We start from the raw sequence: 23,556 nt of genomic DNA, 5'->3' as shown, positions 1-23,556 counted from the left end.
TGAGGCTAGTTTTTTTCCTAACTTTTTTATATCAGAATACCTAGGTTAGAACATGAATGTATCCAAAAGTGCTTTTGGTCGTACGTTTATTTTTTTTCAAAAAAAGCTTCATATAATGCTTTCACTGCTAAGTCTTCATGTTTTGCTTGAATCCCAAACATCACACTTACTTCTGATGCCCCTTGGTTAATCATGTCAATGTTGATGTTGTTTTCAGAAAAAGCTGTAGCTGCTTTAGACATTGTAAACATCCTTTCACGCATGCCTTCTCCAACGATCATGATCAGAGCAATATCGTGTTCAACTTTCACACTATCTGCACCCAATTCCTCTTTTAGTTGAACCAATAATGATTGTTCTTCTTCTGAAGACATTTGGTCACTGTGTAAAATAATGGTCAAGTTATCAATTCCGGAAGGCATATGTTCATAACTGATTCCTCTTGACTCTAATATTTCTAATACCTTACGCCCAAAACCGATTTCACGGTTCATCAAATATTTATCAATATAAATACTGCTAAATCCACTTGAACTAGCAATCCCTATTACACCTTGATCAGATAGTTGGCGTTCTTTCATGATACGTGTACCTGAAGCAGAAGGGTTATTTGTATTTTTAATTTGAACCGGAATCCCTAATTTAAAAGCGGGTTGTAAAGCTTCATCATGCAAAACTGAAAAACCACCATACGAAAGTTCGCGCATTTCACGGTAAGTCAATTCTTTGATTCCAATTGGATTTTCAACAACATTAGGATTTGCAGTAAAAATAGCATCTACATCTGTAAAATTCTCATATAAATCAGCATGAATTCCATTTGCTAAAATAGATCCAGTAATATCTGATCCGCCTCTTGAAAAAGTACAAACTTTCCCATCACGTGTGTATCCAAAAAAACCTGGAAAAACGATAACTTCCTCACTGTCGCGCATTTTTGCCAATTCTTCATAGCTTTCTGATAATACTTGTGCATTTCCTGGCTCATTTGTTACAAGTAACCCAGCTTCTTTAGGGTTCATATACCTTGCTGGTACACCTTCTTTATTAAAATAAGCCGCTACTAGTTTTGCATTATTGTTTTCTCCACTTGCTTTAAAAGCATCTAAATAATAATCTGGTTCATCTTTATTTCCATTTATTAAATCATCTAGATTTTGTCTTATTTCACCAATAATTTCTGTTCCCAAACTTAATTCTTCTGCAATTGTTTGGTACCGGTTTACGATTTTACTCAATACAGAACTATAATCGTGACCAGCGAGAGCTTTCATACCAAAACCGATTAAGAGATCTGTCACTTTTTCGTCCTCTGCTGAACGCTTACCAGGAGCCGATACTACAACTATTTTTCGAGCAGCATCATCTTTCACAATTTGTACTACTTTTTTTAACTGACTTCCTGAAGCTAAAGAGCTTCCACCAAATTTAATCACGTTCATCAAAGTAACATCCTTTTTCATTTCAATTTGTAGGTATGAAAAAAATAGCTTTCTTCTCATACGTCTTCTTACATTTTGGACTGTTTTTAAATAAGAATCAAGTTTTTATAGTAAATTAAGAGAAAAACCTTCTCCTTTTTGTAAATCCATTCTTTTTATCTTTTTAGTAATCTATTTAACATCATTTTGACATCAAAATAATACTTTAGTCCCTATTTAATTCGGCAAAATAAGCTTATAATATAGAGGTTGTTGTTTAACAACTTATTTATTGAATCGCACTTATTCTATTACTTATTTATGGGAGAAATCAAATTATGAAATTGCATAGATATATTAACTATCTTTTAGGTTTTTCTGTAGCAGCAGGTCTCTTAGGTAAATCTGTTTCTAAGAAAAAAAATACCCGTTCTATTCCTACTCAGAATCCATTAACCCTTTATATTGGTACTTGGACCAGTCAGGAAAAAGATCAGTCACATACGTTTTTAAAAATAACAATAGAAGGAAAGCTTTTTATTAATGACCTGCCTATTGATGGGAGTATCACATCTGTTTCGAATCAGAAACTTGTCTTTACTGATCACTTTGGCTATGAATTAATTGCTAAACGTGAGGCTAATAACACACTGTCCTTTTATGACGATGCTGACGAAAAAGATTATTTGTTTGTTTTAACAGAATAAAAACCATCCATGAAAGTAATCTCATGGATGGTTTTTTAATATTCTATCCGAATAGCCTACGGATTAAAAATCATTTTTTTTACCATTATGCTATACTAAATACTAAACTAGTTTCATTGTCTAGAAAGGGGCACTTCATTTGTTTCAATACCTTTTAATTGGATTGATTTTCTTTTATGTGATGGGTAATTTATTGGCTTTGCGCTATTTTGGCGCTTATGATTTTGATAATCAATTTGTCCGTATTTTCCTCGTTAATGATCGCAGAATTATAAAAAATATCAGAGAAAAAAATTCTTTTCCATTAATAAAGAAATTAAAACGGGTATTCGGCTTGCAACTTATTGCAAAAATTATAATCTATTCTTTATTTGTTCACTTTTATCTTGGAAACGACACTTCTACAAGCATTTTTGTTTTAGCTATTCTATTTGTCTGCAATATTCTTTTTGATTTCCAAACAAATAAAATTGTTTCTACGTATTCTATCCCGTGAATAAAGGAGTTAAAAAAAGAGTTCTAAACTAAAGATTTAGTAATCTTAGTTTAGAACTTTTTTTTATATTTTAGTGTGCTTCAATATAAGCATTTTTGTAAGTGTATTTAGCTCCAACTTGGTGGTTGTAAATATCTTTAACATATTCTTTTTGTAATGTTGCTGCTGCTCTTTGGAAAAGAGGGGCTACACCTGCTTCATCTAATAAGATTTTTTCTGCATCAAGCAAGTTTGTCCAACGTGCATCTACATCCGTTGCATTTTCGCCTTTAGATAAAGCTACCAATTCATCAAATTCAGCATTGCTGTAGCTAGAACGGTTATAAGGACTTTCTGATGTCATTAAATCAATGAAGTTTACTGGATCAGCAAAGTCAGCTCCCCATCCACCTAAAGCTAGATCATAATCTTGTTTTGTTTGCAATTCTAAACGAGATTTAAATGGTACATTTTTCAATGTGATCTTCACGCCTGGTAGATTCGTTTCAATTTGATCTTTCATGTAAGCACCAATTTTTTTATTCGATTCATCATCATCACCAAGTAACTCTAACGTTATAGTATCAGTTCCTAGCTCAGTTTTAGCTGCTTCCCAGTATTCTTTAGCTGCATCTGCATCAAAGGCTAGGTAGTCTCCTGATTCTGCACGGAAGTCTTCTCCAGATGTTGGATTTGACGCTAATTCAGAAGGCACTAACCCTCCTACTGTTTGAGAACCATTAGCCAAGATTTCATTAACAAGCAATTCATGATCATAAGAAGTTGCAATTGCTTTACGTAAGTTTTCATTTGCTAATAATGTTTCTTTCCCATCTCGTTCTTGATTTAATTGAAGATAAGAGGTTCTTGCTTCTGTTTCAACTGTGTAATCTGCATTATCTTTATATTGTTTAGCAAATTCACCAGTTAAATTAACGCGATCAATTTGGCCAGAATCGTATAAGTTTAATGCTGTTGATGTTTCTTTAATAACTTCCACATTGATTTGTTCTAAGAATACATTTTCAGCATCCCAATAATCATCATTTTTTTCATAAGTCCAGTTTAGATTTGTACCATCCCACTCCGTAAATGTGAACGGCCCGTTAAAGACCATTGTTTCAGCAGATGTTCCATATTTGTCTCCTTGCTCTTCTACAAATGCTTCATTTTGAGGAAAGAATGTAGGAAATGCCATTAATGATACGAAATAAGGTACTGGAGTTTCCATTGTAACTTTTAATTCATAATCGCTTATGGCTTCTACTCCTAAAGTTTCAGGATCTGCGCCTTCAGAAATAATAGCTGTCGCATTTTTAATTCCTTCAAATAAGTATGAATAAGAAGCAGCAGTTGCAGGATCAACAACTCTTTTCCAAGCATAAACAAAATCTTTAGCCGTTACAGGATCACCATTTGACCAAGTTGCATCTTCACGTAATTTAAAGGTGTATTCTAATCCATCTTCACTAACGGTAGCTTCTTCTTGAGCTAATGCTGGAACTGGTTGACTGTCCTTGTCAAGACGGTATAAGCCTTCGTTTACATTATTAAAAACAGTAAAACTTACTGTATCTGTAGCTAATGCTGTATCTCCTGTAGGCAGTTCAGCAATTTCAACTAAATTTAATACTTGTTCTTCTGCTAAGTTCCCTTCACTTGAGCTTGAACTACTCGTTTCACTTTCTGCTTCATTTCCGCAGGCAACTAATATACCTGCTGTTAATAATAATGCCCCTGATTTCCACCACTTCTTCTTTTCCATCATTAATTCCCCCTGATCACTCATCTTATTCTAATTATTCTTTAATCATATTAGAACTTGTTAATAAATATACACATTCTAAATCTTGTTTGCAAGCTTTTTATGAAGCTTTTTTAAAAAAAAAGCTTCATTATTTGACAATTAATCTCGTTTAGCATTAAGCTAATCATTAGTAAGCAGTCATCATAGGGAGTGGTAAAGATGAAAATAGAAGTATGGTCAGATTTTGTATGTCCCTTTTGTTATATTGGAAAACGCCATTTAGAAGAAGCGATTAAAGATCGCTCAGATATAGAAATTGAATTTCACAGTTACGAACTTGATGCTACAGCACCTGAAAAATATGAAGGTAAAATGAAAGACTATTTTGCTGACCATAAAGGAATGGGTACAGAACAAGCACATGCTATGATTCATCAAGTAACACAAATGGCTAATGATGCTGGTCTAAACTACCATTATGATGCTATTCAACATGGTAATACGTTAAAGCCTCATCGCTTATTTCAATTTGCTAAAGAGCAAGGCAAAGGAAATGAATTTATGGAATTAGCAAAAAAAGCTTATTTTATTGAAGGAAAATGGTTAAATGATGATGACTTTTTAGTTCATTTAGCTACCACAATTGGTTTAAATGAAGAACGTACACGAGAGGTCTTAGCTTCAGATGCTTATTTAGACGCTGTTCGTTCAGATCAAACTCAAGCTGCTCAAATCGGTATTCAAGGAGTCCCTTTTTTTATTTTTGATGAGCAATATGGTGTCAGCGGAGCGCAACCTGTTGAATTATTCAAACAAGTATTAGCAGAAGTGGATGCTAAAAAATTAGATTAAGCTAAAAACAATGGATTCAAATCTCCTTACTAAAAGAGATTTGAATCTTTTTTGTCCTAGAAATGTGACAAAGCAATTCTTTTTTATAAATTTCTATAATACGTTAAACTAAAGGAGAAAGGAGGTTTATGATGTATATTTGGTTAAGTTTTATCTGTGCAATAGGATTTGCACTAATTCACTTTTTTTCTAAGTCTATGCGTTTTGCGGATAAAGTTCCTCGAAGTAAATTTTTGTCTTTTTCAGCTGGAGTAGCTGTTTCTTATGTCTTTGTGATGTTACTTCCAGAATTGAAAGATTATCAACAAGTCTTATCTAAAGAATTAGAAAATAGTCCTTGGCAATATCTTGAAAATCATATTTATATCATTGCTTTAGTAGGTTTGGTTTTATTCTATTCTCTAGAACGTTTAGTAAAAGCTTCTCAAAAAGACAGTCAATTTGAAAATACTAGTTCAGGTGTATTTTGGATTCATATGAGTTCCTTTTTTGTCTATAACGCTATTATTGGATACTTGTTAGTACAAGAAGAATTCACTACTTTTTTCGGTTTGCTTTTTTATTTTATCGCTTTAGGAGTTCATTTCGTTACCAATGATTGGAGTTTACGCAGAGATCATAAACAGATCTATGATCAATATGGCAGGATTCTTTTAACTGCAGCGATTCTTTTAGGCTGGCTTCTCGGAGTATTGACCGAAGTTAATGAACTTGTCCTTTCCATTTTACAAGCTTTTATAGCTGGCGGTATTATTTTAAATGTGCTGAAAGAAGAATTGCCTCAAGAGCAAGAAAGCAGTATTGGCAGTTTTTTGATTGGGTCATTTGGATATGCTTTTCTGTTATTATTCGTTTAAAAATAAAACTAACACCTTTGACATTTTCAATGCTAAAGGTGTTAGTTTATTTTTTTATTTCATTCAACATCTACTTGTCTGACTCTTAAATCAAGGAGATGGCAATCATAGTTAATAAGAATAGAAACGAAACAACGTGCATTGCTTTCTTCACTGCAAAGAATTCTCCCTTTGCCAATTTAAAAATAGGATAAGCTACAAAACCGAAAGCTAATCCATCAACAATACTTGATGTTAAGGGAATCATGACTATAATCAAAAACGCTGGGAACCACTCACTGAAATCATCAAACGGGATATGTTTTAGATTTTCCATCATGATTGCTCCAGTAATAACGATAACTGGAGACAATGCCGCATTCGGAATATAAGATAATAAAGGTGTAAATACTAACGAAAGTAAAAATAAGACTCCAGCAGTCACAGCCGTTAAGCCTGTTTTCCCACCAGCTTTAATGCCAGATGCACTTTCAGCTGCTGGTATAGTTGGACTTGTTCCAAACAAACTAGATACCAGAGTCATGATTCCACTAACTCTAAAAGCACTTGTAAAACGTGTCTTGTCTTCCAACATCCCCTCAAAAAGACCAATTGATTCAAAAATCAGAATCATTGTTAATGAAAATACAGCTAATATAAAAGGGATACTAAAGAGCACTGAAAAATCGAAGGCTCCTACGATCGCTGGAAATTCTGTAAGGTTGCTTAATGAAAAGGAAGAATCCCCCACCTCATGAATGCCGGTTATTAAAGAAATGATCGTAATCACAGCGATTCCGATAAAGAAGCTACCTGGTACATTTCTTAAATATAATACACCAGATAAGAAGATACCTATTACGGCTATCAATACGATTGGTTGAGAAAGATCACCTAAAGCAATAAATGAATTAGCTCCTCCATCAACAAGGATTCCTCCATTTTCTAAACCAATGACAACTAAAAACAAACCAATACCAGCTGTGATTCCATGTTTTAATGAATCAGGAATAGCATCTACCAACATTTTACTAATCGATGTATATCCCACTCCAATAAAAATCAAACTAGAAACAAATACAACTGCTAACGCTTGTTGCCAAGACAGCCCCATTGAACCAACGATCGTGTACGTAAAGAATGCATTCACTCCCATACCTGGAGTTAGGACTAATGGAGCATTTCCCCACAATCCCATTAAAATACTTCCAATTGCCGAAACAAGAATGGTACCGAAAACACTTAATTCAGCTGGAATACCTGCCTCAGCTAGTATCAATGGATTCACTATTATGATGTAAGATAATGCGAAAAACGATGTAGCCCCTGCAATCATCTCTTGCTTCACACTTGTTTGCTTTTCTTTCAATTTAAAATAATTCACTATTTCTTCTCCTTTTTAATGTGCTTTTCAAGCACAAGTAATCTGGAGACATGGGCTTGCATACTTTTAGAAAGCTTGCATAGCAAAAAAGAAAGGTTTCTTTCTTTACACGCCCCAACATTCCATTATAGCATCCACAGAATCAAAAGTCATGGACTAAATTTCAGAATAAGCTTCATTCTCTTTAGTAAACTATGTAAAAAGAAACAGTCATTAGCTCTAATTAGCTAATGACTGTTTCTTTTTACATGGATATGGCAGATAACTCTTGTTCGAGTTCTTTTTTCAAAAGAATGATTCCTTCTGGTTCTATTAACAAGCGATCCAATTCATTTTCTTTTAGAAATTCCTTGATATCTAAATCATAGCATTCTGAAATAGCAGAAGTTTCAAGTGTTATTCTTTCATCCGAAGTATTTAAAAGCACAATAACAAATTCTTTTTTACTTATTAGTCTAATGATGCCCATTAAGTGTCCTTGTGAAAAAGGAAAGAATTCCCCTGATTTTAAACTAGTTGTTTTATTGCGCATCGCAATTAACTCTTTTACAACTGTTTGAATACCCAGATTTTCTTTTCCCCAAGGATACATTCTTCGATTATCAGGATCTTCTTTTCCTTCAACTCCCACTTCGTCCCCATAATAAAGACACGGAACTCCAGGCAAGGTAAAGAGTAAGGTCATTGCTTGTTTTAATTTTGCTTTATTCTGATTTAACGCTGTCAAAATACGCTTAGTATCATGAGTTCCTATATTATTAAAATTACTTTTAAAAGCTTCTACTGGATAATTTTCTTTTAAACTCATCCATTTTTCAGCTGCTGCTTTAGGTGTCAGAGTATGTTGTAAAAGACCTAATATAATATCACGAAATGGATAATTCATAGCTCCATGTAACCTATCTCCTTCAATATAATGTCTACGTTTATCATAAGCGATCTTATTAGAAGCATCTTCCCAAACTTCTCCAATCAATACAGCATCTTGGGCCGTTTCCTCTAATGCCTGACGAATTCCTTTTAGTACATCATCTGATAGTTCATCTGCTACATCTAGACGCCAGCCTCCTAAACCTAATTTTGTCCAGTTTCTAATCACACTGTTCTCGTCTTCATAAATAAAGGAACGTACATCTGGATGTTCAGTATTTAATTTTGGCAGATCTTTAACACCCCACCAAGACTGATAACTTTCCGGGAAATTTTCAAACGTGTACCAATTAGAATAAGGACTTTCCATAGACTGATAGGCACCTTTGTCAGAATACGTTCCAAATTTATTGAAATAACGGCTATCTGCTCCTGAATGGTTGAATACACCATCCAATATAATGTGCATCCCATTACACTCAGCTTCTTTTATCAGTTTTTTAAATGTCTCTTCATCACCAAACATAGGATCGATTTTCATAAAATCCCCTGTATCATATTTATGATTACTACGTGCTTCGAATAATGGGCTAAGATACAAAATAGTTATCCCTAACTCTTTTAAATAAGGCAACTTTTGAATAATCCCTTTTAGGTTTCCGCCATAAAATTCCCAACGGATAATTTCTCCATCTTTGTCTTTGATATACATAGGTAAATCTTCTTGACTCGCATAAAGAAATGAGTTTTTCTTTGGATTTATTACGTTTCCATCTTTGTTTCCATTATAAAAGCGGTCTACAAAAATATGGTAGGCTACTCCTTCACGGTACCATTTAGGCGAACGATCCTCATATAAATAACTCGTTAATTGATACGGTTTTAGTTCTTTTTTCTCTTCATAAGTCTGTCCTTCTCCGCCCCTACTCCGTTGATTATTCCCATAATAAATGGTTTTCAGTTGGTGTTCTTCTTGATAAATCACTTTGAAATAATAATAATACAATCCCTGTTCCTCTGATAGCTGGAACGATTCTTGGTAATGATTGGAACTCATTGTGTGCATCTTTACTTCAAAAGTAGCTCCAAAATCTTTTTGTACGATAAGAAAAACAGATTCAACGACCATTCCTTCACACACAATAGTGAACGTCACTGTCTCATCAATAGGTACTGCTCCGAATGGTTTTTTGTATCCTGTTAACCATGAATTGTAATAAATAGATTTCATTATTTTACTTCCTCAGTTCTATAATAGTTACTCAATTACAGTTAGATCGGTTGGTTCCCTTTTAGAAATGATCTGTTTTTTATGGCTTTTCCTTTAACATTCCATATCTCGTCAGCATATCTCATAATAGTGAAATCAGCAGAAAATGGTCCAGAACTGGCAATATTGATCAATGCCTTTTGATTCCAAGCTTCTTTATCCTGGTATAATTTATCTGCTCTTTCTTGCGCTGCAACAAAACTCTCGAAATCTTTTAAAACATAATATTCATCATTATATCGGATCAATGAATCGTAAATCACTCTGCCTTCTTCTTCAATATCTGGAATCATCCCATTGATCAGGCACTCCAACACTCTATTTAATCGTTCATTTTCATCCAAAACTCGCTTAGCTGAATAGGTACCTTCTCTGTTTAATTGATTGACTTCTTCATTCGTCAGACCAAACAAGAAAATATTCTCTTCTCCAACTAAATCTTTGATCTCAATATTTGCGCCATCTAAGGTTGCCAATGTCAATGCACCATTCAGCATCAATTTCATGTTGCTTGTTCCAGAAGCTTCTTTTCCTGCTAAAGAAATTTGTTCACTAATATCTGCAGCTGGTATGATCAATTCTGCTAAGGAAACTCCATAATTTTCTACAAATACGATTTTCATTTTATCGCCTACATCTGGATCATTATTTACCAAATGAGCTAAAGCATTAATAAATTTAATGATTTGTTTTGCGTAAATGTAACTAGGTGCTGCTTTTGCTCCAAAAATAAAAACTCTCGGCTGCAATTCAAGCGAAGGGTCATCTTTGATTTTCAAATAGCGATCCAAAATATGCAAAGCATTTAATAATTGACGTTTATATGCGTGCAGTCGTTTAATTTGTACGTCAAATAATGCTGTAGGATCGAGTTCAATCGCATATTTTTCTTTTGCATAGGCTGCAAAACGCTGTTTATTTTCTAACTTGATATCAGCTAAACAACTAAGGGTGTCTTTATCTTTTGAGTAAGCTTTAAACTGTCTAAGTTCAGCTGGATTTGTCTTCCACTCTTTGCCAATTTTTTCATCAATCAGATGAGTCAATTTCTCATTAGCCAAATGAAGCCAACGTCTTTGCGTAATCCCATTTGTTTTATTGTTAAATTTAGAAGGATACATTTCATAAAAATCACGCAATGTTTCTTCTTTTAAGATATCGGTATGCAATTGAGCGACCCCATTTACACTATGGCTCCCTATAATCGCTAAATTAGCCATTTTAATGTATCCGTCTGAAATAATAGTTGTACGATATGTTAGTTCTTCCCCGTACAATGGAACTTTTTTATCGATATGACGTTGATTGATGGCTTCAATAATTTGATAAATACGAGGCAGTAATTCTTGAACCATCTGAACAGGCCATTTCTCCATTGCTTCTTGCATAATCGTATGATTGGTATAACTGATAGATCGTTTTGTAATATTCCAAGCTTGTTCCCAACCTAAACCTTCTTCATCTAATAAAATACGCATCAATTCAGGTACACACAAAGCTGGGTGGGTGTCGTTTACATGAATGGCTATTTTATTGGAAAATTCACTCCATGGCAGTTGCTGCTTTTTAAAGAAGCGAACAATGCTTTGGATCCCAGCAGATGTAAAGAAATATTCTTGTCTCAATCGAAGCAGTTGCCCCTCATAATTAGAATCATCTGGGTAAAGTACTTCTGTGATTTGGTTTACTACTTCACGATCCGCGACTGTTTTATAGTTTATTTCTTCTTCAACTGGAATTTCTGCTGACCATAATCGAAGATTGTTGACGACATCATTTTCATAACCAATCATTCCTGTATCATAAGGTACAGCTAAAATATTTTGAGTATTAGAATAAATCGGACGCAGTTTATTTTTGCCATCCTCTTTCAAATACACTTCACCACCAAAACGGACAGTAACAGCTTTATTTTCTTTTCGAACTTCCCAAACATTTCCATTTCGCAACCAGTTTTCAGGCAACTCCACTTGGTAACCATCTACAAACTTTTGTTGGAATAATCCATAACGGTAACGGATACCATTTCCGTTTCCCGGTATTCCAAGAGAAGCAATCGAATCCATAAAACAAGAAGCTAGACGGCCTAATCCGCCATTACCTAAGGCAGGATCTACTTCAGATCCTACAATTTCTTCAAAGTCTAATCCCATTTCCTTGATTCCAGTTCGAACTGTGTCTAAAATACCTAAATTTAGTAAATTGCTTTTCAACATACGTCCCGGTAAAAATTCCATTGAAAAATAGTAGACTTGTTTGACTTGATTATCCAGATACAGTTGGTTCGTTTGATTCCAGTTCTCAGAAGAATACACTTTTATGAAATTGCCTAAAGCATTGTATTGTTGAACAGAAGAGGCGTCCTTTATATTCGAGGCATAAAGTGCTTCAAAGACTTTCGTAAACTCTGTTTTAAATTCAGTAGTCGTTAATGTCATTTTTTTCTCCCCATATTCTTTTATCATTTAGTGTTGAGACCAGATTATGCATGAATAAAAGAAACTTCAACAGTCAAAATAAGAATAGTTGCCTATTTTTATACTCTTGTTGAAGTTCTTTCATTATGACTTAAGTAATGTTGTGTATACTTGTTTATATTCTTTTGTGGACTTTTCCCAACTAAAATCTTTTTTCATAGCTTGTTTTACTACTGATGTCCATTTTTTAGGTTCATCATAATAGAGCGTTAGTGCACGATCAATTGTTTCTACCATAACCGTTGAACGGAAGTCATAAAAACTGAATCCAGTTCCTTCACCTGTAACTGGATTATAGGATTGGACTGTATCTTTTAATCCTCCTGTCTCGTGGACGATCGGCAATGTGCCATAGCGTAGGGAATTGAGTTGTGACAATCCACACGGTTCAAATGCTGAAGGCATAATAAATAAGTCACTTCCGGCATAGATGTGTTGAGCTAAGGCCACATCAAAATCAATAATCATTTTAAATTTTTCCGGATATTTCCAAGCAAAATAACTGAAACTATCTTCGTATTCTTTTTCTCCAGTACCCAATATAAGAATTTGTAGATTCCGGTGCATCAATTCTTCTATTTTATCTCGCAATAAATCGCAGCCTTTTTGAGTGGTTAATCGACTTACCATAGACATTAATGCTACTTTTTCATTCACCGGTAATCCCACACGCTCTTGCAATGTTGTTTTATTGAGGGTCTTTCCTTTTAAATCAGTAATAGAAAAGTGAGCTGGAATGACATCATCTTGTTCAGGATCAAAGACTTCGTAATCAATTCCATTTAAAATACCGCTCAATTTATAATTGTTGTAGCGCAATACACCATCCAAATTCTCACCAAATTCAGGTGTTTGGATTTCTTTTGCATAGGTTGGGCTAACGGTTGTAATCTGATCGGCGTAAAACATGCCACCTTTTAAACAATTGATTTTATCATAGTATTTGAGCCCGTGTTCATGAAACGCATCATAACCAATTCCATACAAATCAGACAAGACTAACTGGTCATAAATGCCTTGGAATTGTAAATTATGGATTGTTAAAATTGTTTTGATAGAGCGATAGTTTTCGATCCATTGGTATTTGTCTTTTAACAAAACCGGAATAATAGAAGTGTGCCAATCATTTACATGTAAAACATCTGGAATAAAATCTACTTTTTCTAACATCTCACAGATGGCCTGGGAAAAATAAGCAAAGCGTTCTCCATCATCATCGAAACCGTAAATACTCTCACGGTCAAAATAATATAGATTATCAATAAAATAATAGATAACGTCATCTTTTTTTAATTTTTTCACGCCGCAATATTGGTTTCTCCAACCAACCTTCACTTCAAACTGCACAACATCTTCTAATTGGTCTTTAAATTTTTTCGGCATTGTCCCGTATAGCGGTAAAACCACACGTATATCTACGCCTTGTTTTTTCAATTCTTTGGGTAAGGCCCCTGCGACATCCCCTAACCCTCCTGTTTTAAAAAAAGGAGCGCATTCTGCCGCAGCAAATAAAACTTTCATTTTTTCAGCTCTCCTTTTCTACTGTGATCTCTCTTCCTTTTTCAATCACTAATGGTTCATCTTTAGTTCCACTTAATTTAACTCCAGGACCGATTTTTACACCTTTATCTAAGATAACGTAATCTAATTCTGCTCCTGCAGCAACTTTACTGCCTTGCATGATCAAAGAACGTTTAATGACTGCATTTTTTTCAATCACAACTTTTCGGAAAACAACTGAATCTTCAACAGTTCCATTGATTACGCAGTCACTAGCAAACTGTGAATTACTGATAGTAGCTTCTTTTGAATAATAAGTCGGTGCACCATTTTTCACTTTTGTGATAACTGGCTGGCTGCGGTAGAATAACGCATTGTAGTTGTCTTCATCTAACAAGTCCATGTTTGCATCATAATAACTTGAGACCGTTTCAATATTTTTCAAATACCCTGTATATTCATATCCATGCACAGTGTATTTTTTTAAATTATATCTAATTAAAACATTGATGTCTCCTTTGATTCGATTGTTAGCTGCTTCTGTAGTCAATTCAATAAAGGTTTCACTGCTCATAATAGCAATACCCATGCCAATTGCCATCTTTGTTTCTTCTTTTGGAAGCTCATTAGCCGGAAGCAAATCAGTGATTTTACTGTCACCTTCTACTTCAAAAGATAAACAATTATCAATAGAATCTGGTAAGCAAAACCCTCTTGAAACATTTTTATAGACGACGGTGATGTCTGCCTGACTTTCAATATGACTTCTTAAAACACCTTTAATATCTACATTACAAAGCATTTTACTGCCCATGACTACAACATACCCTTTTTGAGAATGTTTAACAAAGTCTATTTGATCTTGATAGTAACTACTGATTTGTCCTGGTTCTAAACGTTCCAAAGCTTCTTTTATTTCTGCTCCAGAATGAATAAACAATCCGCCACCCACAGTCGATTCCATTCCCCAAGGATAGCCGCTTCGAACATGATCCATTAAAGCTCTTGCACTGCCGCGTACGAACATTGCAACAGAATTGACCTCAGCACTATATAAACTGGAAAGTGGAAAATCAATCAGCCGGTACCGTGAACCAAATGGTAAAGCTGCTACTGCTCTTATTTTTGTTAGAGGCATCAGTTGCGGTTCTGATTCATCCAAATTTAATACTGCACATAATTGTTGATTAGTCTTCATCTTTTAACCCTCCTACCTCTTCAGCGTATCCCACTACGTTAATATTTTTTTCATCTCCAATAATTTGTGCCCCATCATGAATTTTTGCGTTTTCTCCAACAATGGCACAATTGATGGTCACATTTTCGCCTATCGTTACGTTAGCCATAATCAAGCTATCTTTAATAATAGAATTTTTTCCTACTTTAACATTAGATGATAAAATTGAATGTTTGATCTCACCCGCAATATAGCAGCCATCTGCAATCATAGAATCCGCAACCTTAGAGGTTTTGGTTAAAAATTGAGGTGGAGCAGATGGATTTTGTGTATAAACTCTCCATGAAGAGTCCCTTATATTTAATGCATGATTCGGGTCTAAAAATTCCATATTTGCTTCCCAAAGGCTTTCGATCGTTCCAACATCTTTCCAGTAATTTTTAAAGGCATAAGCAAATACATTTTCACTATTTCTCAAATAAGTTGGAATAACATCTTTCCCAAAGTCTTCCATTGTACGATTCTTAGCATGATTATCCACTAGATACCGTTTCAGCGTTGGCCAGTCAAAAATGTAAATCCCCATTGAAGCTAAATTACTCTTAGGTTCTGCTGGTTTTTCTTCAAATTCAATAATTCGGTCTGTCTGATCAGTATTCATGATTCCAAAGCGAGGGGCTTCATCAAGCGGAACAGGAATAACGCCTACAGTTAAAGCTGCTTTTTTAGCTTTATGGAATTCAATCATATTTTGATAATTCATTTTATAGATGTGGTCTCCTGAAAGAACTAAAAGATAGTCTGGATTATACCGATCAATAAAATCAATGTTTTGGTAAATGGCATGTGCCGTTCCTTTAAACCATTTTTCTCCATCCACGCTAGAATAAGGTTGCAAAATAGTAGCTCCGCCATCATGAGTATTCAATCCCCAGCTTTCGCCGTTTCCTACATGGGTATTTAATTCAAGAGGTTGATATTGAGTCACTACACCTACATTTTTGATCCCAGAATTAGCACAATTACTTAACGCAAAATCAATGATTCTGTACTTACCTCCAAAAGGTACTGCTGGTTTAGCAATATCTTTAGTTAATTTTCCAAGCCTTGTTCCTTGTCCTCCTGCTAAAATCATTGCTAAAGTTTCTGTTTTTTTCATTGTACTGCCGGAAGAATCTTCTTGCCATCCTTCCTCTACCCTCCTTTTCATCGATTAATTTTTTGGAACTCCAAAAATTCTTTTTGGTCGTAAAATTAAAACGCTCATTGCCGGTACAATCAATTCAATCGTATGGACCTGCTGGTTAGTGGTTTCTTTAACCGTTTTTAAAGGTCCTTGATTTTTTGTCCAGACCCCGCCATATTCGCTCAATTCAGTATTTAAACACTCTTCATAAATGCCTTCATAAGGAACTCCTACCTTATACCCCTTTCGCTCAACTGGTACAAAATTACAAATAACGACTACGAAATCACGCGGCTTTTTACCTTTTCGAATAAACGTTAAAAGAGTTTCAGAAGCATTATCTGCATCTAAAATTTGGATTCCATCTGCTTGATGATCTACTTCCCATAAAGCTCTTTCTTTTTTATACAGTAAATTTAACGATTCCATAAAGTGCAAATGTTTAGCATTCATTTCGTCATTCACACTTTGCCATTCCAATCCTTCATGTATGCGCCATTCTAGAAATTGACCATAATCATTCCCCATGAAGTTCAGCTTTTTACCTGGGTGAACCATCATATAAGCTTCTAATGTACGCAAGCTGGCAAATTGGTTGTAGCGATCACCTGGCATTTTATGCATCAATGATTTTTTTCCATGTACCACTTCATCATGCGAGAATGGCAAAATAAAGTTTTCATTGAATGCATACATAAAAGAAAAAGTAATTAAATTGAAATGATGTTTACGGGATAATGGATCCATTTCAAAAAATTTCAATGTGTCATTCATCCACCCCATATTCCACTTATAGTTGAAACCTAGCCCTCCCATATGAACTGGTTTCGTAACTTTTGACCACGCCGTACTTTCTTCGGCGATCATCAAGGTGTAAGGATGTCGTTCAAATACTTTTTTATTAAGTTTTTGAATAAATTCAACACCTACTTTATTGTGATTGCTTCCATCTTCATTAGGCGTCCACTCACCAATATCGTAATCAAGGTACAACATACTGGATACGGCATCGACTCTTAACCCATCTAAATGAAATTGTTCGATCCAATATAGTGCATTAGAAGTCAAGAAGCTTTGGACTTGAGCTTTCCCTAAATCAAAGTTCATTGTTCCCCATCGATTATTTTGAGCTTTATTTTTATCTGTGTATTCAAATTGAGGGGTCCCATCAAAATGAACCATCCCATAATCATTTCGATTAAAGTGGCCTGGTACCCAATCCATGATTACTCCAATATTTGCTAGGTGTGCCGCTTCTACTAAGTCTTGAAACTCTTCCATCGTGCCAAATTTAGAAGATAACGCATAGTATCCGGTCAACTGATACCCCCAAGAAGCGTCTAGAGGATGTTCCATTAAAGGCATGAATTCAATATGTGTGTACCCCATTTTTTTAACATAAGGAATCAATTCGTTTTTTAATTCAGGAATTGTATACCACGATCCATCATCGTGGTGTTTCCAAGAACTAAGATGTACTTCATAGATGTTTAGTGGGCGTTCATAGATAGAAAATCGTTTTTTATTTGCAGACCATAACCCATCTTTCCATTTCTTTTCGGGTAAACCCTTTACAATCGAAGCGTCTTTTGGTCTTACTTCAAATTCAAATGCATAAGGATCAATTTTCAACTTTACCGTTCCATCAGGTTGTTCTATACGGTATTTATAACATTGTCCTTCTATAGCTTTGTCGCTAAAGGCTGTCCAACAACCCGTTTTGCCAATTTTCTCCATTTCGATTCCTAAATCCCAATCGGAAAAATCTCCTACTACAGCCATACTTATCGCATTAGGAGCCCAAACAGTAAAACGAAATCCTGAGTTCCCTTCATAGGTATCCCTATTGCATCCTAGCGTTAAATAACTGTCGAAATATTCCCCGGTATTAAATAAAAACAATTCTTCTTCAAGTTTTTTTTTTACTTCTTCACTCATTGATAGATGTGTCACTCGATTCACTCCCAACTAACTAGCATTCATTTTTCATTTTATTTTAATCATATTTTCATTTTACAATGTATGCACTGATTAATCGACCTAATTTTTTATCTTTTAAAAAAATAGTCCATTTATTCTTCTAATCGTATTATACCACCTAACTGCGATAACGCTTACTGTTATGCTGTTAGTGGCTTCTAAAAAATATTAAACTTGAAAAAAAGTTTTTAATCTTTTTTTCAAGTTTAATCTAAATACTGAATTGTTTTTATTTTTTATAACATGCAAAAAGCTTCATAAAAATACAGCCGTTTTTCTGATAAAACACTAAAAATTCAATAAACTTTGAGTTAAAAGTGCGTAACCTTGTTACTAATGGTAAAATAAGAGTAACTAAAATCAACGAGGATTTAGTTAGGGAAAAGGAACAGCTCTTAAAGAGGAGGTGAATGTATTGGAAATAATTTTATTAACTGTTGGATTTATTGGTTTAGTCATAGCGGCTTTAACACCTAAATCTACTTTAGGAGGACTTTTGGCATTAGCAAGTTTTGGAGGATATTTTTATATAAATAGTCTTGAAAATTGGGTTCCGATTATAATTTTTATTCTAGGAATTTGTTTGTTGATATTTGAAGTCTTTGTACCTGACTTTGGTGTAGCAGGTATCATTGGTTTTCTTTTAATTATCGGCGGTGTCTATTTAACGAATAATGATCTTAGTACAGCTTTACGTGATTTAAGTATTGCGGTGGTTGCTGCTTCATTTTTATTTATTATGCTCATCCGCAGAGGGTACTCGTTAACTCATTTACAAAAACTTGTCCTTCAAAATAATTTAGATAAAGAAAGCGGGTTTTCAAGCAACACTGACGCTTCAGCTTATTTAGGAAAAACTGGAAAAACAACTACGCCACTTAGGCCATCTGGAAAAGTACAATTTGAAGACACTGAGTTAGATGTCGTAAGTACTGGAGAGCATATAGACACAAATGTTTCCGTTATTGTCACAAAAGTAGAAGGATACAAAATTATTGTTAGGAGAGTGGATTAAATATGACAACAGTTGCAGAGAGCCCCACAAATTGGATTGGCTTTTTATTCATAGCCATTATCGTTATTATCGTTATCAGCTTATTTTTCCGTTTCGTACCCGTTGGATTATGGGTTACTGCTTATTTCTCAGGTGTTAAAGTTAACATAGGAACACTTGTTGGAATGCGTTTAAGACGAGTTGCTCCACAAGATATCATTCGTCCATTGATCAAAGCCACTAAAGCTGGATTAGATATCGACATCAATGAATTAGAAGCTCATTATTTAGCTGGTGGAGATATCAACCAAGTTATTGATGCTTTAATTGCCGCACAACGTGCAAATATTGATTTAGTATTTAAACAAGCTGCTGCAATCGACTTAGCCGGAAGAAATGTTTTTGAAGCCGTACAAGTCAGTGTTAATCCTAAAGTTATCGAAACACCTCAAATTGCTGCAATGGCAATGAACGGTATTGAAGTTAAAGCACGTGCAAAAGTAACGGTTCGTGCGAATATTGAACGCCTAGTCGGTGGTGCTGGTGAAGAAACAATCATCGCTCGTGTTGGTGAAGGTATTGTAACAACAGTTGGTAGTGCAGCAAGACATACAGATGTTTTAGAAAATCCAGACTCTATCTCAAAAACTGTTTTAAGAAAAGGATTAGATTCTGGTACTGCTTTTGAAATTCTTTCCATTGATATTGCGGATATTGATGTTGGACGTAACATTGGTGCCAGCTTACAAATGGAACAAGCCCAAGCAGATAAAAATATTGCCCAAGCTAAAGCTGAGGAAAGACGCTCAATGGCGATTGCTCAAGAACAAGAAATGATCGCTGAAGTTCAAAAAATGCGTGCTCGCGTGGTTGAAGCTGAAGCTGAAGTACCTTTAGCATTAGCTGAAGCTTTAAAATCTGGAAACTTAGGTGCAATGGATTATTACAATATGAACAATGTTAATGCCGATACTAAAATGAGAAACTCTATTTCAGATACTACTGAGAGAGAAAGTGATAGATAATGAATACTTTAATAGCCCTTGTCGTTTTATTTCTTATAGGGACTACCGTTTTTTCATTTATCGCTGCTATATATCGCTTCTTTATTGCAATGATTGGAAACAATTCCACTTCATCGCAAAGTAGACAAAGAGACCTTCAACAAAGAACAGATTTAAGAAATAAAGATTCTGTATCTTTAAAAGATGCTTTTATAGCAAATAACACGACTAGACAAAAATATGCTAGCAAATCATCTACTGCTTCTTCTCAAAAAAGAAATCAACAGGTGCAATCGAAACAATTGTCTCGTCGTATGCAACAAGAAGCTGCAAAAAGAAGAGCGGAACCTGTACGATCTTCTTCTGCTCCAAAAACAACTTTATTTAATGAAAATGACGTTAAGAAAAGTAAAAGTCAGACGCTTTTTGATAGGAATGATTTAACTTCATTAACCCCTATTGATAAGGTAACTTCTACTAAAAAATCAAGTTATCAGGCTGTGGTTAAAACTAAGAAAACTCATTTCCAAAACGATTATGTAAAAGGGATCATCTACAAAGAAATTTTAGATAAACCTGTTAGTTTAAGACGTACTAAATAAACCATCAAGAAAGTTCCTATTTGGAACTTTCTTGATGGTTTTCTTTATATCAAGCTTTTACTTCTTCTTTATCCACATCATCATACTCCAGAGCTTTTGTTCCTTGATCTCCTGAACTTACTCGAATGACATTTTCTACGTTATAGACAAATATTTTTCCGTCACCGACAGCACCGGTATACAAAGATTTTCGAGCTGTCTCAGTCACTAGAGAAACCGGTACCTTGCTCACAACTATTTCTAGTCGTATTTTAGGCAGCAAGTCTGCTTCGATTTCTACCCCTCTGTAGTAAGCTGTATGCCCTTTTTGCATACCATAACCTTGTACTTTTGTCACCGTCATGCCTGTAATACCAATCGTATTTAAATCTTTTTTCAAGTCATCAAATTTTGATTCATTCGTTATAATATCGACTTTCATTAATGGGGTAATTTCGCCCTCTTTACTCTTATTTGTACTCAAAGGGTTAACGGAATGTCTGTGAAATTCAAGGACTGGATCAGTATCATCATTATCTATAGAAACTGATTCTATTCCGGCTAAAGCTAAGGCAGGTTCTTGATTTTCAAATTTCAATCCTCCAAATACAGGTTTTTGACCAAATGGAACCGTCACGAAGTCACCGTAGCTTGATTCTAATCCATGTTCTGAAATATCCATCCCTGCAATTTCTTCTTCTTCTGTTACTCGTAACCCAATTGTTTTATCAATGAGTTTAAATGTAATAACCATTGTGACCGTTACCCAAGCAACAACTGAACCTACTCCTAATAATTGAATCCCTAAAAGGTTGACTCCACCTCCATACAGCAATCCTCCATCAGTTGCAAAAACACCTACTAGGATAGTTCCTAATGCACCTGATATCCCGTGAACACCGAAAGCACCTACTGGATCATCAATTTTAGCTTTCTTTTCGACAAATTCGATTCCATAGACTAACGCGCTAGCAGAAATTGCCCCTATCGCTACAGCTCCAAATGGTGAAACTATCGCACATCCAGCTGTAATTCCTACTAAACCAGCTAGCGAACCATTTAGCGTCATAGAAATATCTGGTTTGCCATATTTTGTCCATGTAATCATCATAGCAACTAAAGTAGCCGTTACTGCGGATAAATTTGTATTTAAAAAGATTGTTCCAATAAGAGATAATGTTTCATCACCCGTGGCAGAGACCGTTGAAGCTCCATTAAATCCAAACCAAGCAAACCAAAGAATGAAAACACCTAAAGCTCCTAATGTTAGACTATGTCCTGGAATAGCTTTTGCTTTTCCATCTTTGTCGTATTTTCCAATTCTAGCCCCAACAAGCTTTGCTCCGATTAGAGCTGTTACTCCACCAACCATATGAACAGCTGTCGAACCAGCAAAATCGACAAATCCTAATTGCGCTAACCATCCTCCACCCCAGATCCAATGTCCAGAAATAGGATAAACAACTGTAGAAATAACCAATGTGTAAACTAAGTATGCACTAAACTTCGTTCTTTCTGCCATTGAACCAGAAACAATCGTAGCCGCAGTTGCCGCAAATACCGTTTGAAACATCAAAAATATATATCCTGGTATCGTTGTATCGTAATTTCCTTGTACAAATAAGTCCGGTGTTCCAATCAAACCTGCTATACTTGGTCCAAACATTACTCCAAATCCAATGATCCAGTACATTAAAGACCCTAATACAAAATCCATTAAATTTTTCATAATAATATTTCCTGCATTTTTTGCTCTTGTAAATCCCGTTTCAACCATCGCAAAACCCGCTTGCATAAAAAATACTAAAACAGTTCCAACCAATACCCATAATGTATCTGCTGATGAAAACATATTGTATCCCCCTTTTCATTTATGTTATAAAATCTAACATTACAAAAAGGCTATATCAAGGGTTTTAGCTTTTAAATTCAAAATAAATAAAAAAAACTATCAATACATGTTATATCTTATAACATGTATTGATAGTTTTTAAACTTCTTATTCCTCATTTAATTTGTAATTGTATAATGCTCCAATAATATTTCCGTTATTTCCGAGTTTACTTTTCATGATTGTAGGCACAATAAATAACTGTTCTCCTAATTCTTCTTCATATACTTTCTTTACATTCTCTTTGATCATTTGAATCAACAATGGATTTCCACTGATTCCGCCACTGATAATAATTCTTTCTGGATCTACTATCGTCTGTAAATTAAACAATTGAATAGCTAATGTGTAACAATATTCATCTAGACATGCAGCGGCTTTTTTATTTCCAGCTTCAATCAATTCAAACATCTTAAATCCATTTATTGATTCTGACGGTAATTCACACTGCTCTCCTATTTTTTGATACAGTTTTTTTATGCCGTTTTGAAATCCAAACATATAATCTGCATCTTTACTTTTATCTGAATTTGTTTTAATAAAAGAAAATTCACCTGCCGAGAAGTGCTGACCTTTTAAAACTTCACCATTCACTACTATTCCACCACCAATGCCAGTACCTAAATTAAGCATGATGCCATATTGGATACCTTTTAAATTTCCTTTCCACAACTCCCCAAGTGTCGCTGCCTTCCCGTCATTTTCTACATGAATAGTCGTTTGACATCTTGTTTCCAACATTTCTATCATATTCAAATTCTTAATATACTTTAACGAACCTCCATGCACTGCATACCCGGTTTTCGAATGGATAATACCTGGCATGCTAATAGCCATACCTTCAACTTGATCAGCATATTCATTGTAGATTTTTTCCATCAAATCCAAAAATTCTGTTAATGAACCCATAGGCGTTTTTTTAGTTTTTATTTCACCTAGTTCGCCTTGATCATTAATTAATCCATAATTTGTTTCAGTTCCGCCGATATCCACACCTAAATAATCCACTATTATCCTCCTTTATTTTCCAAATTTTACTTAATCACTACCTCTAGTTTACCACTTCCATCTATTAAATAGAACGTTTACAATTCAGCAGCTCATTTCTCCTTATTCTTTAAAAGCGAAACGCTATCTTTTATTTCACTGTACAGCCTTTCTGTAATACTATTGCTATTTTTTGTTACACAACTAACACCACAAT

18 protein-coding genes are annotated in these 23,556 nt (G+C 34.7%); 7 read left to right on the top strand and 11 right to left on the bottom strand.

Annotated elements, in window-relative coordinates:
• Positions 1–86 precede the first annotated feature (86 nt).
• On the bottom strand, positions 87–1,442 hold the full coding sequence (locus NST49_RS06420; protein ID WP_341047603.1) for an aspartate kinase: 1,356 nt from the start codon (positions 1,440–1,442) through the stop codon (positions 87–89).
• A 317-nt stretch (positions 1,443–1,759) separates the two neighbouring features.
• Here NST49_RS06420 and NST49_RS06415 point away from each other — a divergent pair, with 317 nt between their 5' ends.
• Both NST49_RS06415 and NST49_RS06410 read left to right on the top strand, forming a co-directional pair.
• On the top strand, positions 1,760–2,128 hold the full coding sequence (locus NST49_RS06415; RefSeq protein WP_023178681.1) for a DUF4828 domain-containing protein: 369 nt from the start codon (positions 1,760–1,762) through the stop codon (positions 2,126–2,128).
• A 139-nt stretch (positions 2,129–2,267) separates the two neighbouring features.
• Entirely contained in the window at positions 2,268–2,624 is a 357-nt protein-coding gene (locus NST49_RS06410; protein ID WP_023178683.1) for a hypothetical protein, read from the top strand.
• A 70-nt stretch (positions 2,625–2,694) separates the two neighbouring features.
• Here NST49_RS06410 and NST49_RS06405 read toward each other — a convergent pair whose 3' ends face one another.
• Positions 2,695–4,368, bottom strand: a complete 1,674-nt coding sequence (locus NST49_RS06405) for a peptide ABC transporter substrate-binding protein (protein WP_187948383.1) — start codon at positions 4,366–4,368, stop codon at positions 2,695–2,697.
• Between the two features lie 201 nt (positions 4,369–4,569).
• On the opposite strand from NST49_RS06405, the gene NST49_RS06400 reads away from it, so the two are divergent.
• A complete protein-coding gene (locus NST49_RS06400; protein ID WP_341047600.1) occupies positions 4,570–5,202 on the top strand; it encodes a DsbA family oxidoreductase in 633 nt (210 codons plus the stop codon).
• A 128-nt stretch (positions 5,203–5,330) separates the two neighbouring features.
• A complete protein-coding gene (locus NST49_RS06395) occupies positions 5,331–6,059 on the top strand; it encodes a hypothetical protein (protein WP_238336904.1) in 729 nt (242 codons plus the stop codon).
• An 85-nt stretch (positions 6,060–6,144) separates the two neighbouring features.
• Here NST49_RS06395 and NST49_RS06390 read toward each other — a convergent pair whose 3' ends face one another.
• From NST49_RS06390 to glgB, 7 genes are all read right to left on the bottom strand, one after another.
• Positions 6,145–7,422, bottom strand: a complete 1,278-nt coding sequence (locus tag NST49_RS06390) for an NCS2 family permease (RefSeq protein ID WP_034537230.1) — start codon at positions 7,420–7,422, stop codon at positions 6,145–6,147.
• A gap of 244 nt (positions 7,423–7,666) precedes the next feature.
• Positions 7,667–9,523, bottom strand: a complete 1,857-nt coding sequence (locus NST49_RS06385) for a glycoside hydrolase family 13 protein (protein ID WP_341047598.1) — start codon at positions 9,521–9,523, stop codon at positions 7,667–7,669.
• A gap of 41 nt (positions 9,524–9,564) precedes the next feature.
• Entirely contained in the window at positions 9,565–12,000 is a 2,436-nt protein-coding gene (locus tag NST49_RS06380) for a glycogen/starch/alpha-glucan phosphorylase (RefSeq protein WP_341047596.1), read from the bottom strand.
• A gap of 123 nt (positions 12,001–12,123) precedes the next feature.
• Complete coding sequence (gene glgA, locus NST49_RS06375; RefSeq protein WP_023178696.1) at positions 12,124–13,560, bottom strand: glycogen synthase GlgA; 1,437 nt, start codon at positions 13,558–13,560, stop codon at positions 12,124–12,126.
• A 4-nt stretch (positions 13,561–13,564) separates the two neighbouring features.
• On the bottom strand, positions 13,565–14,737 hold the full coding sequence (gene glgD / locus NST49_RS06370; protein WP_023178698.1) for a glucose-1-phosphate adenylyltransferase subunit GlgD: 1,173 nt from the start codon (positions 14,735–14,737) through the stop codon (positions 13,565–13,567).
• Entirely contained in the window at positions 14,727–15,875 is a 1,149-nt protein-coding gene (locus NST49_RS06365) for a glucose-1-phosphate adenylyltransferase (protein WP_034538640.1), read from the bottom strand. Before NST49_RS06365 ends, glgD begins: the two co-directional genes overlap by 11 nt.
• A 54-nt stretch (positions 15,876–15,929) precedes the next feature.
• A complete protein-coding gene (gene glgB, locus NST49_RS06360) occupies positions 15,930–17,840 on the bottom strand; it encodes a 1,4-alpha-glucan branching protein GlgB (RefSeq protein WP_034538641.1) in 1,911 nt (636 codons plus the stop codon).
• A 448-nt stretch (positions 17,841–18,288) separates the two neighbouring features.
• Between glgB and NST49_RS06355 the strand changes: the two genes are divergently transcribed.
• From NST49_RS06355 to NST49_RS06345, 3 genes are read left to right on the top strand one after another with little or no spacing between them, the layout of a single operon-like run.
• Entirely contained in the window at positions 18,289–18,897 is a 609-nt protein-coding gene (locus tag NST49_RS06355) for an NfeD family protein (protein WP_236620715.1), read from the top strand.
• A 2-nt stretch (positions 18,898–18,899) separates the two neighbouring features.
• Positions 18,900–19,901: a flotillin-like protein FloA gene (floA, locus tag NST49_RS06350; protein ID WP_023178705.1), complete on the top strand. Its 1,002-nt coding sequence runs from the start codon at positions 18,900–18,902 to the stop codon at positions 19,899–19,901.
• A complete protein-coding gene (locus NST49_RS06345) occupies positions 19,901–20,482 on the top strand; it encodes a hypothetical protein (RefSeq protein WP_023178706.1) in 582 nt (193 codons plus the stop codon). The genes floA and NST49_RS06345 overlap by 1 nt, the downstream gene beginning before the upstream one ends.
• A gap of 49 nt (positions 20,483–20,531) precedes the next feature.
• Here NST49_RS06345 and NST49_RS06340 read toward each other — a convergent pair whose 3' ends face one another.
• Positions 20,532–22,313 carry an ammonium transporter gene (locus NST49_RS06340; RefSeq protein ID WP_285836176.1) on the bottom strand — a complete coding sequence of 594 codons (1,782 nt, stop codon included), beginning with the start codon at positions 22,311–22,313 and terminating at the stop codon, positions 20,532–20,534.
• 147 nt (positions 22,314–22,460) lie between these two features.
• On the bottom strand, positions 22,461–23,360 hold the full coding sequence (locus NST49_RS06335; RefSeq protein WP_187948389.1) for an ROK family protein: 900 nt from the start codon (positions 23,358–23,360) through the stop codon (positions 22,461–22,463).
• Positions 23,361–23,556: the final 196 nt, after the last annotated feature.

Source organism: Carnobacterium sp. FSL W8-0810, from assembly GCF_038007125.1.
GTDB lineage: Bacteria > Bacillota > Bacilli > Lactobacillales > Carnobacteriaceae > Carnobacterium_B > Carnobacterium_B inhibens.
This window is presented reverse-complemented; position numbering and strand designations above follow the sequence as displayed.